This is a genomic window from Haloarchaeobius pelagicus (genome assembly GCF_051207375.1).
GTDB lineage: Archaea > Halobacteriota > Halobacteria > Halobacteriales > Natrialbaceae > Haloarchaeobius.
In genome coordinates, this window is sequence record NZ_JBPJZD010000002.1 from 902,378 (window position 1) to 916,451 (window position 14,074).

Below are 14,074 nucleotides of genomic sequence, written 5' to 3' on the forward strand. Positions count from 1 at the left end.
TCTGCGACTGGCTACTCGACGCGAATCCGCACCTCGATGCCGTCGGGGTCGGTGACCGAGAGTCCCTGCTCCGTCTCCTCGACCGGCTCTCCTGTCGCAGTCAGCCGGTCGGAGAGCGCCGACAGTGAACGCTCGTCAGGCACCACGAGTTCGTACCACGCCAGCCCGCGGTGGTCGCCGCTCTGGGCGGTCCGTCGGTTCCAGGTGTTCAGCCCGAGATGATGGTGGTACCCACCGGCAGCGACGAACGCCGCGCCGTCGTACTCGCCGTTCTCCAGGGTGAACCCGAGGTCGTCGACGTAGAAGTCGAGTGCCCGGTCGAGGTCGGTGATCTCGAGATGGACGTGCCCGATGTCGGTGCCGGGGGGAGCGCGGTCGGCGTCTCTCGTGCCGGGTTCGGCCGCCGTGGCGAGGTCGTCCAGGTCGAGCGGGAGCGTCCGGATGTCGAGCTGTCCGGCGGCCGTCTCGCGCCACTCCTCTCGGGGTCTGTCGCGGTATATCTCGACACCGTTTCCTTCCGGGTCGCGGAGGTACAGCGCCTCGCTGACGACGTGGTCCGACGCGCCCGTCAGGCTCCCATGGGCACGGATACGGGCGAGCGCGTCGGCCAGTGCTGCCCTGTCGGGAACCCGCACCGCGAGGTGGAACAATCCCGCCGCGTCACGGGGACGTTCGGGTGTGTCCGGGTCTTCCGCTAGCACGACCAGCTCTTCGCCGTCGGCCAGCAGTCGCGCCTCGCCCTCGCTTCGAACCACGTCGAGGCCGACCACGTCGCGGTAGAACGGGACGGTCGCGTCGAGGGAGCCGACGCGCAACGCGACCCGGCCGACGTGGGTCGAGTCGGGGAGCGTCGCAGCGGCGTCCGCAGGGTCTGTTGTCACGAGTGAAGGAACGAAGCCACGGCAAAAGGGGTTGTGGGTGCTGGCACGGCGAGTGCACAGCCCCAGTCGTGAGTGAACTCTTCCGACTACAGCACCGACGCGACGCGTTCGATGGTCGTCTCCATGTCCGCCGAATCGACGTCCCAGTGCGTGCAGAAGCGGACCGTCTGCTCGCCGAACTTCGACCCGATGACGTCGACCTCCTCACATGCCGCGAGGAACTCGTCGGCGTCCAGGGCCGAGTCGCTGGTGTCGACGAGGACGATGTTGGTCTCCGGTTCCGCCACGGAGAGCCCCGGCAGGTCGTCCAGTCCCGCAGCGAGCGCCTTCGCGTTGGCGTGGTCGTCGGCCAGTCGCTCGACGTTCCCGAGCGCTTCCAGCCCGGGGCCGGCGATGATGCCGGCCTGGCGCATGCCGCCGCCGAACAGCTTCCGGTTCCGGCGCGCCTTCGCGATGAACGCCTCGGGACCGGCCAGCATCGACCCGACCGGTGCACCCAGCCCCTTCGACAGGCAGAACATCACGGTATCGACCGACTCCGTGACCTCGTGGACCGGCACGTCGAGGGCGACGGCGGCGTTGCACACCCGCGCCCCGTCGAGGTGCACGGGAAGCCCGAGGTCGTGGGCTGCCGCTGCGGCGGCTTCGATCTTCTCGGGCTCGATGGCGACGCCGCCCTTCGAGTTGTGCGTGTTCTCCAGGCTCAGTAATCCCGTGCCGGGCCGGTGGGCGTCCTCCTCGACGTAGCCCTCGCGGACCTGCTCCGGTGTGGGGATGCCGCGGTCGCCGCCGTCGAGGGTGCGGACCTGCAGCGAGGAGAGCTGGGCGAGCCCGCCGAGCTCCCACTTGTAGATGTGGCTCTCGCGCTCGACCAGGATCTCCTGGCCGCGCTCGGTGTGGGTGCGTGCCGCGAGCTGGTTGCCCATCGTCCCCGTCGGGACGTAGAGGGCGGCTTCCTTCCCCACCAAATCGGCGGCCTGGGCTTCGAGTTCGTTCACCGTCGGGTCCTCGCCGTACACGTCGTCGCCGACGTCGGCTGTCAACGCGGCCTCTCGCATCGCCTCGTCGGGCTTCGTCACCGTGTCGCTCCGGAGGTCTATCATGTGTCGCGGGTTCGATTCCGGGGGAGAAATAGGCGGTGGTCCCGATGTTCGAGTGGTCGGGTCGTTGTCTCGTTCTGTGTCCGTTGACTGGGTTCGATTGCACAGACCGTGTGGATGGGTTCGAGTGCTGCTGGTGGGTGTAGCGAGGAGCAGACGACTCGCGCCGATGGCAGTGGAACCCGCAACCGCCCCGCACAGCACCACACCACATCCTCCCCAGCCGACTCCCTCCGTTTCGCTCCACTGCGTTTCGCGTCACTCCGGTCGTCCCTCGCGCGGCTTCTTCTCGCAGTCTCACTTTCGTTCGACATGCTCGAAAGCACGCGCCACCCCTTCGTTTCGCCTCCACCCACCACCCTCTAACTGCCGTGTTTCGCATCGAAAACCGTTTACAATCACTCGGTCGAATACTGGAACATGGACCCACGAGTTCGTGAACATGCCCAGATCGTCGCCAGTCACTCCGCCGACCTGGCCGAGGGTGACAACGTCGTCATCGACTCCCATCCGGTCGCCGAGGACCTCGTCACGGCCCTGTTCGAGGAGTGCGCCGACGTGGGCGCGAACCCGCTGGCAATCAGCCAGCGGACAGGCACCCGCTTCCGCCGGGCGTACCTCCGCAACAGCGACGGTGAGGACTTCGACCTCCCGAGCCACGAGATGGCCCTGTTCGAGGAGATGGACGTCTACATCGCCATCCGGGCCGGCGCGAACATGACCGAGACCGCGGACGTGAACCCCGAGGTCACCGCCGAGTACGAGAAGGCCCGTCGCCCGCTGCTCGACGAGCGCCTCTCGAAGCGCTGGGTGCTCACGCAGTACCCCGCCGACGCGAACGCCCAGCTCGCCGAGATGAGCACCGAGGGCTACGAGAACTTCGTCTGGGACGCCGTCAACAAGGACTGGGACGAGCAGGGCGAGTTCCAGCAGCAGATGGTCGAGATTCTCGACCCCGCCGACGAGGTCCGCATCGTCTCCGGCGAGACGACCGACGTGACGATGTCCGTGAAGGGCAACACGACGCTGAACGACACGGGCAAGCACAACCTGCCCGGCGGCGAGGTGTTCACCGCACCGGTTCCTGACAGCGTCGAGGGCGAGGTGCTGTTCGACAAGCCGCTGTACCACCAGGGCCGTGAGGTCACGGGTGTCCGACTCGTCTTCGAGGGCGGCGAGGTCGTCGAGTACGAGGCCGAGAAGAACGAAGACGTGCTGAAGAACGTCCTCGAGGCCGACGAGGGCGCGAAGCGCCTCGGCGAACTCGGCATCGGGATGAACCGCGACATCGACGTGTTCACCTACAACATGCTGTTCGACGAGAAGATGGGCGATACCGTCCACATGGCCGTCGGCCGCGCCTACGAGGCGACCGTCGGCGAGGACAACGAGCAGAACGAGTCCGCGGTCCACGTCGACATGATCGTGGACATGAGCGAGGATTCGTACATCGAGGTCGACGGCGAGGTCGTCCAGCGCAACGGGACCTTCAGGTTCGAAGACGGATTCGAAGAATAACGATACCTGAAGAAGCCCGCAGAAGCCCGCTTTTCCCCGCTCAGGTCTGTTCCTGCTCGGGATTCTCCTGGTCGGGAGCCTCCCGGTACCGCTCGAACACCTCACTGTGCGTGAGGGCACCGACGCTCGCGACGGCGACGACGGCGTGCATCAGCACCAGTAGCACGAGTATCCCTGGTCCGACGCCCTCGGCCAGTGTCGGCGCGACGACGAACACCGGGACGACGGAGAGGATGAGCACGAACGAGGCGATGCCGGTCATGAGCCTGTCCGTCTCGGTGACGAGTCGGTCGAGGAGGATGTAGACCAGGGTCGCGGCGACCGCGCCGGCAGCGGACGCGGTGACGACAGAGCCGATGGTCAGCGGGTCGAAGCCGGCGGGAATGTCGATGAATCGCTGCCCGACGACGAGCAGCAGGGTGTTGACGATGACGGCGATGCCGGCACCTGTCCCCCCGCGCTCCGCGACGGCGCGGATCGGCTGGACCGACCGCGTCGGCGCGTGAACGGTGGTTGTTCCCATGGCACACTGTACGGCGGCTGGCACGATAACGCTGTTCTGAACTCCAGTCTAGCGAGAATCTCCAGTCAGCTGGGGAACGAAACCGGCCGTTCGGGAACTGTGAACGACCGGGGATTCGCGCGGGTTCTCCGACCCCCGCTACTCGCGTTGCTGGTACAGCACCCGCCCCACGAACGACTGTTTCACCTCGTCGTCCTGGTTCTTCGTCTCGACGCGGCTCAGGACCAGCCCGACGCCCGGTCGGTAGTCAGCCTGCTTCTCCAGCACCTCGGTCTCGACGTGCAGTTCGTCGCCGGGTCGAACCGGGTTGGGCCACCGGAGCTCGTCGACCCCCACGGCTCCCAGCGCGGCCGTGCCGGGGAAGATGCCCTCGACGAGCATTCGCATCGTCATCGAACTGGTGTGCCAGCCGCTGGCGACCAGCCCGCCGAACAGTGACTTCTCGGCCGCCTCGGGGTCGGTATGGTGGGGTTGCGGGTCGTACTGCTGGCCGAAGTCGGTTATCTCCGCCTCCTCGACGACGTAGCTGCCGTGCTCGCGTGTCTCACCGACGTCGAGGTCCTCGAAGTACTCCATGCGATGGGGGTCGCCGCGGTGGGACAAAAGTCTCCGGCTTGCGGGGGTGTGCTCAGCCGGTCGAGACGAGGTAGACCGACACGCCGGCGAGCGCGATACCGGCCAGCTTCCGGGCCGACGCCGGCTCGTCCAGCACGAGGATGCCGATGATGGAACTCGTCACGAGGAACATCGCGAAGATGGGCGAGACGACACTCACCGGTCCCTGCGAGAGCGCCTTGTAGTACGCGAGGATGCCGATGCCGAGACACGCCCCCGCCACGTAGACGAACCCCGCCTTCGGGTGCGTGAGGTACTGAACCGGGTTCTCGCCGGTGTAGGTGACCACACCCATCGTGATGAGAACCAGGACTCCGTTGCCCAGCAGCGTCGCCACGTTGCTCGGAATCGAGGCGTCCCCGTTCGTCGCGATACTCATGAGGGGGGCGACCAGCGTGTAGGCGACCAGCGCCAGGACCGCCCAGAGGAGATAGTTCATTGACGGTGTTCGGGGATAGGTGTGACTAACGGTTTCGAAGTCAGAACGGTGCGGGAGGAGATAGCACGATGGACCGGGAGCGATGGGATTCGAACTTGAGCCAGACGGTCGCCTTCACTTCGCTCCGGCGCTGCGACTGGCAGGGTTCGAATCCCCTCTTAATCCGCTTGCTGTTGCTCACGAGTTGTTCGCAACAGCAAGCGAGCACGATGGGAGTCCCGCGAGCGAAGCGAGGGGGATGGTTCGAGACGGCTTTCCCGTCTCGTCATGCCGAAAATCTCCGATTTTCGTGCACTACATCGTGCGAGTGAGGCGAAGCCGAACGAGCACGATGGGATTCGAACCTCACTCGCTCCGCTTTCGCTTCGCTCACGGTTTCACCGTTCGCTTCGCGGTTCTCGCTACGCTCCGAACCGCGCTTCGCTCCCTGATTCGAATCCCCTCTCAATCCGCTTGCTGTTGCTCACGAGTTGTTCGCAACAGCAAGCGAGCACGATGGGATTCGAACCCACGACCATCGGATGTCTTCCCCCACCACCAGAGATGTGTGGGGATAGAAGTCCGACGCTCTATCCTGGCTGAGCTACGTGCCCTCGAACCCCGCTACGCCTCCCTCGTAAAAAAGCAGTCGGGATTCGGTTTCACTGTCAGAACCGACTATCGATAGCGTGGCACACGAAGTTGAACAGGACCTGTCCCGAGGCGGCGTCACCCGTCGAAGCGGTACAGCGACGTGACGTAGGGCAGGTAGTTGAACATGATGACACCGATGGGCAGGCCGATGATGGAGGCCGAGAAGGCCCACGCGACGTTGGCCCAGAGGAGGCTGAGCCACCAGCCGATGAACAGGAAGTACACCGCCCTGACGAGCAGGCCGGTCTGACTGCGTCCCTCCGCGTCGGGGTCGACGATCTCCCGGCGCTCTTTCAGCGTGAGGATGGTCGGGACGCGATTGATGAGTTTGATACCTAGCGGGAGACCGATGACCGTGACGTTCAGGAACCACGCGACGTTGATGGCGAGGAACGTGAGCCACCAGCCGACGAGGAGGAACCAGAGTGCACGGACGGCGAACGAGCGAGCCATGTCGGCACAGATGCACGCGAGGTGGAAAACGCTAGCGGGAGTGCGCGTCTCCCGAACGGCCCTTCGGGGGCGAGAGCGGTGGGGTTAAGCCGCCGTCACGAATAGGCTCCCCCGATGACCGTCATCGGCACCGTCGGCCTGCCCGGCAGCGGCAAAGGTGAGGCGGCCAACGTCGCCCGCGAGCACGACATTCCGGTCGTGACGATGGGCGACGTCATCCGCCAGGAGTGTCGCGACCGCGGGCTCGACCCGGCCACGCACCACGGCGAGATCGCCACCGCGCTCCGCGAGGAGAACGGTCCGGCCGCCATCGCGGAGCGCTCGCTCCCGATGATCCGCGAGGAACTGGAGACGAGCGACACCGTGCTCGTCGACGGCCTGCGCTCTGGCGTCGAACTCGACGCCTTCCGCGAGGCGTTCGGTGACGACTTCGTCCTCGTCAGCATCGAGGCCCCCTTCGCGGTTCGCAAGGAGCGCCTGGCCGAACGCGGCCGGGACAAGGGCGAGGAGGAAGGCGGCGAGAGCCTCGAAGCCCGCGACGAGCGCGAGCGTGGCTTCGGCATGGACGACGCGATGGCCCGGGCGAACCTCGTCATCGACAACACGGACACGCTCGAGGTCTTCCGAACCAAGATCGAGACCCTGTTCGAGGACGGACCCGAGGCCGTCCAGGAGTTCCAATCATGATATACAGCGTCGACGTCCAGATCACGGCACCCGTCAACGACACCGAGGTCACCGACCGCGTGGCCGATGCCATCACGAACCTGTTCCCCGAGGCCGAGGTCGAAGAGCACCCGGGCGAACTCATGGCGACCACCCATCAGCTCGAACACTTCTCCGAACGCCTGCACGAACAGGAGATACTCGACACCGCCCGCGGACAGTTCTTCAGCAACCAGGAGGGAGACACCTTCTCGTTCGACCTGAAGAAGCAGGCGGCGTTCGAGGGCCGCGTCAACTTCGCGGTCGGTAACCCCGACGAACTGGGCGATATCCACGTCCGGGTCCGGGTGAAAGACCCCAGCGTGGAGGAGTTCGTCGACTACGTCGCCCCGCCGACCCAAGACGGGAAACCGATCGAATCGGGCGACGGGCAGTAATTTCGGACCGGATTCTCGCGATTTCTCATTTCAGGTGGCGCGCGCTGACGAGCGTGGCGAACGGTAGTGAGGCCGCGAGCAGGACGCGCGCGAGGGATGAGGACCGCAGCCGAAGGCGAGGACTGCAATCGGCTGGGGAGGGTGTGGTGTGGTGCTGTGCGGGGCGGTGGCGGGTTCCATCGCCACCGGCGCTCGCGGTCCTGTCTCGTGCACAACCGGGAGTTGCGACGATGGTTCCTTCAGGACCGAACACAGCCTCGCCAGCAACCTTCTGTGAGAACGACAGTCACACCACCGACACCGACTTCCCCCGAACCCAGCAATTCCCAGACAGCATGTCCACAGCAGTCTTCTTCGACCTCGACGGAACCGTCGTCGAGTTCACCCGCGACTACGGCGACGTCATCGCCGACACGCTCACCGACCACTTCGGCCACGCGCCCGAGGACCTCGTCGAACTGTACAACGAGGCCTTCTACGAGCGGTTCATGGCCGTCGAACCGGAACCCGTCCTCGGGGCGATGCAGGAGGTCTGCGAGCAGGCCGACGCCGATGCCGACCCCGAGGCCCTCCGCGAGACCCTCCACGGGTACGAACTCGCGATGACACACGTCTCCGACGACGCCAGAGCCCTGTTCGAGACGCTCGGGGACCGTCACCACCTCGGCGTGCTCACGAACGGCGTCCCGCAGTGGCAGCGCAGCAAACTCGAACACCACGACCTGCTGCCCCTGTTCGACACCGTCGTGACCTCCTACGAGGCCGAGGCGCACAAGCCCGACCCGGCGGTGTTCGAGTTGGCGAGAGAACGCGCCCCCGACGATATCGACCAGTTCGTCATGGTCGGCGACGACTACGAACCGGACGTGCAGGGCGCTCGTGAGGCGGGATTCCAGGCGGTCCACCTCGACCGCGGGAGCGAGGGTGCGCGCGTGGCGAGTCTGGGCGAACTGGGGACGTTGCTGTCGCTGCTGGGCTGAGTTCTCGTCGTCAGTCGAACCCCGAAACCAGCGTCGCCAGCCACTGCGCCGGGTCGTTTTTGTACCGGACCTCGACCGCGTCGACCCACTTCACCCACTGGAACCCCCGCCGTCCGGGGGCGACCAGCCGGACCGGGAAACCGTGGCCGTGGCTCAGTCGCTCGCCGTCGACGTGGGTCGCCAGCACGGCGTCGCGGGCCTCTTCTCTGGGCAGACTCCACCGGTAGCCCGTCACGGCCCGGAAGCGCACCCAGTCGGCGTCGGGGTCGGCCCCGGCGGCGTCGAGGAGGTCTCCCACTCTGACCCCCTGCCAGTCGTGCTCGGAGTACCAGCCGCTGGTGCAGTCGAGCAGGGCGCGGGTCTCGTCACCGGTGCTGTCGCCCGGTTCGGGGAGGTCCGAATACTGGAACTCCCGGGGTGTGTCGACCGCCCCGCGAACCGCCAGCCGCCAGTCGTCCACGGGAATCGGGCCGGGGTCGTCCGCGACCCAGCTCGTCACCGGGAAGGCGTTGCCCTCTCCGGTTCCCTCCTCTCGCGACCCGGTGAACCGCCGGCTCGGGACGAGGTCGTTCGCGACCCCTTGCTGGAGCCGCCAGACCGCCGCGCCGCCCACCAGTAGTCCGCCCATCTTCAGGGCGTTCCGGCGCTCCGTGACGGTCTCGCGGTCGGGAAGCCGGAAGCGCGCGAGCAGGTGGACGAGGAGTACTGGCAGGAGGAGCGCGCCGAGGTAGCCGTGGATGACCAGCAGCGTGAGCCCCGGAACCGGCGAGGTCCCGCCGAGGGTCCAGGCGACCCCGGTGACGAGGGCGGCCACGGCCAGCACCGAGAGCAGGATGGAGACCGCGATTGTCCGATTCAGTCCCCCGGTCACGCGCCGCCACACCCGCCAGAACTTCAGTCCGAGCAGCACAACGAGTGCCAACCCAACGACCCCGTGGACCACGAACAGCCAGCCGTCGTCGGGGCTGGCGGTCAGGCTCCAGAGGCCGGTGACGGCCTCTGTGAGGACCGCGACGAGGATGCCCAGGTCGACGACGCTGGGCGAGGGCGCGAGGGACTGGCGCGGCATTGGCGGTGGCTAGGGAGTGCAGGAAGATGAGCGTGGGGGCGTCGGAATTCCGGTTGTGGCGCGCGCTGACCCGCCCGCCGAACGGCAGTGAGGCGGCGGGTCGAAGCCGCGCGAGGTCCGCACGAGTGGTAGCGAGTGCGGGCTCGTGAGAGCTTGCTCTCACGGTGGACGACCGGAGCGTAGCAGCGCGAAGCGGAGGGAGTCGGCTGGGGAGGGTGTGGTGCTGTTTCCATCGCCATCGGCACGAGCGAGCTGCTCGCTGCCACTAGCAACCGGAACACGACCGACTCCCCTCCGAAACGCACGACCAGGCCAGCGTCGCAGAACTCACGGAACCAACAACACGACCAGTGCCACCGCGATGAACACCACCTTCAGCACCGTGTTCACGACCACGACCTTCGTCCCGAACTCCGCGCCCCAGATACCGAACTGGAAGGGAATCGAGCGCTTGAACGTCGACACCGCGAACGAGACGATACCGCCGACCAGCATGGTCGCCACCGCGGTCTGGGGCGTGAACACGTCGTCCAGCATGGGCGCGATGACCAGCGCGCCACTCGTGGTGTCGATGGCGAAGACGGCAATCACGGCCGCAGCAGCACCCGGCAGCCCGATGAGCGAGGTCACCGGCTCTGCAACGCCCGTCACGGCGGTCAGGTCGGTCGTCTCCGTCACGACCGCCACGAGCGTGTAGACGACGAGCAGGCGCGGGAGGATGTCCAGGATCTTGTCCTTCGTGCTCGCGAGGGCGTCCGTAACCTTCTCGCGGCGGGTCTTCGACGCCTCCTCGCCACCATCCGAGGCCACGTCGCTGGGCATCACGTCGGGGTCGACGTTATCGGACGAGAGCAGGAGTGCGCCCGCCGCGACGCCGGTCAGCGTGATCGCCAGCGAGATGGCCGCCCGCGACCCGACGTAGAGCAGGCCGACCTCCAGCCCTAGAATCGGAATCAGCACCGGGGCGTAGAACGTGAAGATGTGCTGGGCGAAGCCGAAGAAGGTGTTCACAGTCACGGCGACGAGCGTCGCCCGGTCGTCGAGGGTCCCGGCCTCGCGGAACTCCGCGAGCATGCCGTACCCGGCGGTCGGAGAGGCGGTCGTCGCCAGGATGGCCGTCCCGACCTCGTCCGGGAGGTTCGCCGGCCGGGTCAGGGGCCGGGCGAAGCGAGCGATGGCGTCGACCGCCCCGAACTCGACGGCCAGGTTAGCCAGCGTCACGCCGAGGCCGAGGAAGGCCGCGATGGAGAGGACGCGGCCCAGGACCGACACCAGCAGGTCGACCGGGAGGTTCACGTCGCGGCGTTCGTGCCCGAGCAAAAAAGCCCCGTCGGGTCAGGAGTCGGAGTCAGCAGTCGTTGACCTTCTCCAGCTCCGCCTCGGCGGCGTCGCGCTCTTGCTGTGCGGTGAGCGGGTCGCCGTTCTCGTACGCTTCGGCAGCCTTCTCCAGGTGCTCGGTGGCCTTCACGAGGTGGTCGGCCTGGCAGCGAGCCCGTTCGAGGTGGGTGCTGATGTCGACCGTGGCGTCACTGGAGACGCCGTCGAACGTCGTCTCCGCGGCGGTGAAGTGGGTGTTCGCCTTCGAGATGTCCTCCTTGGCGGCACTGGCCTCCTGGTTGTCGAGGTGCGTCTCGGCCTCGGCGAGGTCTTCGCGGCCGAGCAGCATCTCCTCGAAGCCGGTCGCGAGCGTGGAGAAGCCCTCGACGACGGTGTGCATCGCCTCCAGTGGGGGCCGGACCTGGCTGAGTTCGGCCGCGTTGAGTGCTTGCAACCGCTCCGGGTCGACGGCGTCGGCCGCCGACAGGCCCGATTCGAGTTCCGTGGCGGTCTGTTGCATGGTCGACCTGGACTCGCGCAGCATCTCCAGTGCCTGCTCGTAGTTCTCGTTCGCGATGACGGTCTGTATCTCCTCGAGGCGGGCGTTCGGGTCGGTTCCCCGTATCGTCTCGATCGCGTTCGCCAGCGACGCCACGATGGTCGCAAGGTGGCGCAGGGCCTGGATGTCCTTCTCCTGTTCGGCGGTCGCGGTCTCGGCGGCCGCGTCGAGTTCGCTCCGGGCGGACTCCAGTACGCCCCGGGTCGCCTCGATGTCGAACTCGACGTTCGCGGGGTCCTCCTCTATCTGGGTCTCCAGCTCCTGGAGCTTGAACCCGACCTTGTTCAGGGAACCGACTGCCTCCTTGATGTTCCCCTCTGCGAGCTCCTCGGGGGTCGCGGTCGCCGTCTCGTTCGCTTTCTCGTTCCCGCTGCCGTCGCCGTCGCCGTCGTCGCTGCTGTCGCCGCCTCCGTCGCCGCTGCCACTGCCGCCACCGCTGTCCCCACCGGTGGTGTCGGTCTCGTTACACCCTGCGAGGACGGGCGATATCGCTGTCGCGGCCACCGCGAGCGACTGGAGGTACGAACGTCGGTTCATGTTCGGTACTTCCGGTCACCGAACTTGACCTTTTGGGCCCGGTGCTAGAGGAGGAGACTGACCACGCCAAACAGGACGAGGACGCCGAGCACGTCACAGGTGTTCGTGACGACCGGGATGACCACGTCGTCGGGGTCCAGCCCGAGCCGGTAGGCCGCGTAGGTCGCCGTCAGCGTGACGACGATGGCCAGGACTGCCAGCACCGCCCCGGAGCTGAACGCGACGAACACCACGTCGAGCGGTCCGAGGACCGCCCCGACCGTGAGTTCGGTGAGGACCCAGGCACCCAGCCCGACGCCCGGGAACATCGACAGCGCGAGGGCGACGGTGGCGATGGCGTTGCCCGCGAGGGTGTCGTCGGTCGGGTCGAACTCGACGGTCCCGAGGTGGACCGCCGTCGAGAGCCGGGCCGCGAGGATGGAGCCCAGGTTCCCGGCGGTCCCGATGGTCACGGGCACCAGCACCAGCAACGAGGGTTTCGCCAGCAGTGTGTCCTCGATGCTCCGCAGCACGAGTCCGGAGGCGATCTCCACCGTCGAGAGCGCGAGCAACAGCGGGAGCATCGCCCGCGAGATGTCCCGGACGGTCCATTGCTCCGGCATCTATCCCCCTCCCAGACCGAGTACGATGCGGACCGCGAGCAGGAGGAAGGCGACGCCGAAGACGTCGCCCGTGGTCGTCACGAGCGGGCCGACGAGGGTGTCCGGGTTGTGTCCCCGGCGGAAGCCGAGGAAGACGACGACGACGACCGCCACGGTCAGTGCGATACCGGAGAACAGCCCCGCGAGGACGGCGATGGCGAGTAATGTGGGCAGGGGCGCGACCGGTGCCGAGAGCAGGGTCAGGACGACGAACGCCGCGGTCGCGGCGAACAGGCTGACGAAGATACCGTTCGAGAGCGCGGCCGCGATGGCCCCGCGAAGCCGGTCGTTCGAGAGGTCGACGTAGGGTTCGAGCAACCCCTGGTGGAGGCCGGTCGAGAGGCGCGCCCCGAGCGAGCCGAACACGTTCCCGCGGGTCGCCAAAAGCGCCGGGACGAGCACGAGCAGCCCCTGCACGGCTTCGAGTTCGCTGCGCATCCCGCCCAGCACGACGCCCGCGAACAGCCCACCGACCACACTGGCGGCGAGCGCGGGCACCGCCTCGCGGTAGGCTTCCAGCGCGACCTCGCGGACACTCATGTCTGTCCGGTTGCAGGCCGAGGGTATAAAAACAGGTCACGCGGCGAGAAGCGCGGGGCGAGCTGGGGCCGAAACCGTGACACACCTGCACATGATTTTTGCCACGGCCCGCGAACTCCCGGGTATGGACGCTGCCGACCGCCGCGCCATCGCGGACACCCTCCGAGAGCGCGCCCTGGGGATGCGCGAGGACGCCTGCAAGCGGTTCGACGACGCGCCCGAACTGGAGCCCCTGATCACCGAACCGGCGTACTACCAGCCCGACTCCTTTCCCGAATCGGTCGAGGAGCAACTGGACCGGCTCGCGGGCTCCGCGGGCATCGTGGTCGTCGACGACGGTCGGGTCCTCTGCACCGAAATCGGCTACAAGGACGGCTGGATGACCCCCGGCGGGGCACAGGACCCCGGCGAGACGCTGGCTGAGACCGCCGTTCGAGAGACGTACGAGGAGACGAACATCGAAGCCGAGATCACCGGGGTGTTCTACCACCGCGACTACGCCATCGACTACGGCTACGACGAACTGATTCGGATTCCGCTGGTGGTCTACACCGGCCGGAAGGTCGGCGGGCGGCGGGCTGCCCCGGCACACAAGGTTCCCAGTGGCGAACCCGAGATTACGGACGTGGACTGGTTCGGGCCCGAGGAGTTGCCCGAGAATCTGACGGACAGGGAGCGGATTCGGGAGTTGCTGGACGGGTGGGAGTGAGAGGAATTTATACAATGAAGACAGTACCCGTAACCAGCGATGCAGATTCACTCCAACGACAGCATAGACCTGTTTCTCAAATCGATACTGGTCGTTGCATTCGTCTTTCTGGCGACGAATCTGCTCATCTTCCTGGGATACGGGTTCTACTGACCACTGCGATCTCGGGTTGTTGGGCGGGTCGTAGCCGTACTCTCTACCTGTTTATACGCGACTACTATCCCCAGAACTGGGCCGCGGTGTACACGAGGTAGATGACCATCGCCCTCGAGAGCCAGAATCTGCGGTCGTTCTCCGTCAGCGCGTACGCGATGAGGCAAACTGGAAATGCGACCAGCCCGAGCCCGAACGAATCTGGAACCGGGACGACGGTCTGTTCGAGTGTAACGTACCACAGCGGGAACCCGGCGATACCCGCGATAGCCGCACGCGACGCTTCGGACATATTTCAATCTCT

At 66.6% G+C, this 14,074-nt stretch carries 17 protein-coding genes and 1 tRNA gene; 5 read left to right on the plus strand and 13 right to left on the minus strand.

What is annotated here, in order from left to right; genetic code table 11:
• Positions 1-11: 11 nt before the first annotated feature.
• Both ACSC1S_RS17115 and ACSC1S_RS17120 read right to left on the minus strand, forming a co-directional pair.
• Entirely contained in the window at positions 12-881 is an 870-nt protein-coding gene (locus ACSC1S_RS17115; RefSeq protein ID WP_435365345.1) for a VOC family protein, read from the minus strand.
• A gap of 86 nt (positions 882-967) precedes the next feature.
• Positions 968-1,984: a threonine aldolase family protein gene (locus ACSC1S_RS17120; protein WP_435365346.1), complete on the minus strand. Its 1,017-nt coding sequence runs from the start codon at positions 1,982-1,984 to the stop codon at positions 968-970.
• A 417-nt stretch (positions 1,985-2,401) separates the two neighbouring features.
• Here ACSC1S_RS17120 and ACSC1S_RS17125 point away from each other — a divergent pair, with 417 nt between their 5' ends.
• Positions 2,402-3,499, plus strand: coding sequence for an aminopeptidase (locus tag ACSC1S_RS17125; protein ID WP_435365347.1), 1,098 nt, complete (start codon positions 2,402-2,404; stop codon positions 3,497-3,499).
• A 40-nt stretch (positions 3,500-3,539) separates the two neighbouring features.
• Here ACSC1S_RS17125 and ACSC1S_RS17130 read toward each other — a convergent pair whose 3' ends face one another.
• From ACSC1S_RS17130 to ACSC1S_RS17150, 5 genes are all read right to left on the minus strand, one after another.
• Positions 3,540-4,022 carry a DUF6069 family protein gene (locus tag ACSC1S_RS17130; RefSeq protein WP_435365348.1) on the minus strand — a complete coding sequence of 161 codons (483 nt, stop codon included), beginning with the start codon at positions 4,020-4,022 and terminating at the stop codon, positions 3,540-3,542.
• A gap of 138 nt (positions 4,023-4,160) precedes the next feature.
• The gene (locus tag ACSC1S_RS17135) at positions 4,161-4,598 is read right to left on the minus strand and encodes a MaoC family dehydratase (protein WP_435365349.1); all 438 of its coding nucleotides are present in this window, start codon (positions 4,596-4,598) and stop codon (positions 4,161-4,163) included.
• Positions 4,599-4,650: 52 nt separating this feature from the next.
• Entirely contained in the window at positions 4,651-5,076 is a 426-nt protein-coding gene (locus ACSC1S_RS17140; RefSeq protein ID WP_435365350.1) for an EamA family transporter, read from the minus strand.
• Positions 5,077-5,563: 487 nt separating this feature from the next.
• A tRNA-Arg gene (locus ACSC1S_RS17145) sits at positions 5,564-5,669 on the minus strand.
• Positions 5,670-5,784: 115 nt separating this feature from the next.
• A complete protein-coding gene (locus ACSC1S_RS17150; RefSeq protein WP_435365351.1) occupies positions 5,785-6,162 on the minus strand; it encodes a YccF domain-containing protein in 378 nt (125 codons plus the stop codon).
• A gap of 114 nt (positions 6,163-6,276) precedes the next feature.
• Between ACSC1S_RS17150 and ACSC1S_RS17155 the strand changes: the two genes are divergently transcribed.
• The 3 genes from ACSC1S_RS17155 to ACSC1S_RS17165 all read left to right on the plus strand — a co-directional run bounded on the left by ACSC1S_RS17155 (position 6,277) and on the right by ACSC1S_RS17165 (position 8,245).
• On the plus strand, positions 6,277-6,849 hold the full coding sequence (locus ACSC1S_RS17155; RefSeq protein ID WP_435365352.1) for an AAA family ATPase: 573 nt from the start codon (positions 6,277-6,279) through the stop codon (positions 6,847-6,849).
• The gene (locus tag ACSC1S_RS17160) at positions 6,846-7,265 is read left to right on the plus strand and encodes an RNA-binding domain-containing protein (RefSeq protein WP_435365353.1); all 420 of its coding nucleotides are present in this window, start codon (positions 6,846-6,848) and stop codon (positions 7,263-7,265) included. The genes ACSC1S_RS17155 and ACSC1S_RS17160 overlap by 4 nt, the downstream gene beginning before the upstream one ends.
• Positions 7,266-7,600: 335 nt before the next feature.
• Positions 7,601-8,245, plus strand: a complete 645-nt coding sequence (locus tag ACSC1S_RS17165; RefSeq protein WP_435365354.1) for an HAD family hydrolase — start codon at positions 7,601-7,603, stop codon at positions 8,243-8,245.
• 10 nt (positions 8,246-8,255) lie between these two features.
• Here the strand turns inward: ACSC1S_RS17165 and ACSC1S_RS17170 are convergent, their stop codons facing one another.
• From ACSC1S_RS17170 to ACSC1S_RS17190, 5 genes are all read right to left on the minus strand, one after another.
• Positions 8,256-9,314 (minus strand): molybdopterin-dependent oxidoreductase, encoded by a 1,059-nt coding sequence (locus tag ACSC1S_RS17170; protein WP_435365355.1) that lies wholly within the window; start codon positions 9,312-9,314, stop codon positions 8,256-8,258.
• Positions 9,315-9,641: 327 nt separating this feature from the next.
• Positions 9,642-10,634 carry a hypothetical protein gene (locus ACSC1S_RS17175; RefSeq protein WP_435365356.1) on the minus strand — a complete coding sequence of 331 codons (993 nt, stop codon included), beginning with the start codon at positions 10,632-10,634 and terminating at the stop codon, positions 9,642-9,644.
• Positions 10,635-10,662: 28 nt separating this feature from the next.
• On the minus strand, positions 10,663-11,727 hold the full coding sequence (locus tag ACSC1S_RS17180; RefSeq protein ID WP_435365357.1) for a hypothetical protein: 1,065 nt from the start codon (positions 11,725-11,727) through the stop codon (positions 10,663-10,665).
• Positions 11,728-11,771: 44 nt separating this feature from the next.
• Positions 11,772-12,329: a magnesium transporter gene (locus tag ACSC1S_RS17185; protein WP_435365358.1), complete on the minus strand. Its 558-nt coding sequence runs from the start codon at positions 12,327-12,329 to the stop codon at positions 11,772-11,774.
• Entirely contained in the window at positions 12,330-12,908 is a 579-nt protein-coding gene (locus ACSC1S_RS17190) for a magnesium transporter (RefSeq protein WP_435365359.1), read from the minus strand.
• Between the two features lie 124 nt (positions 12,909-13,032).
• Between ACSC1S_RS17190 and ACSC1S_RS17195 the strand changes: the two genes are divergently transcribed.
• On the plus strand, positions 13,033-13,617 hold the full coding sequence (locus ACSC1S_RS17195) for an NUDIX domain-containing protein (RefSeq protein WP_435365360.1): 585 nt from the start codon (positions 13,033-13,035) through the stop codon (positions 13,615-13,617).
• A gap of 217 nt (positions 13,618-13,834) precedes the next feature.
• Here the strand turns inward: ACSC1S_RS17195 and ACSC1S_RS17200 are convergent, their stop codons facing one another.
• Positions 13,835-14,062: a hypothetical protein gene (locus ACSC1S_RS17200; protein ID WP_435365361.1), complete on the minus strand. Its 228-nt coding sequence runs from the start codon at positions 14,060-14,062 to the stop codon at positions 13,835-13,837.
• Positions 14,063-14,074: the final 12 nt, after the last annotated feature.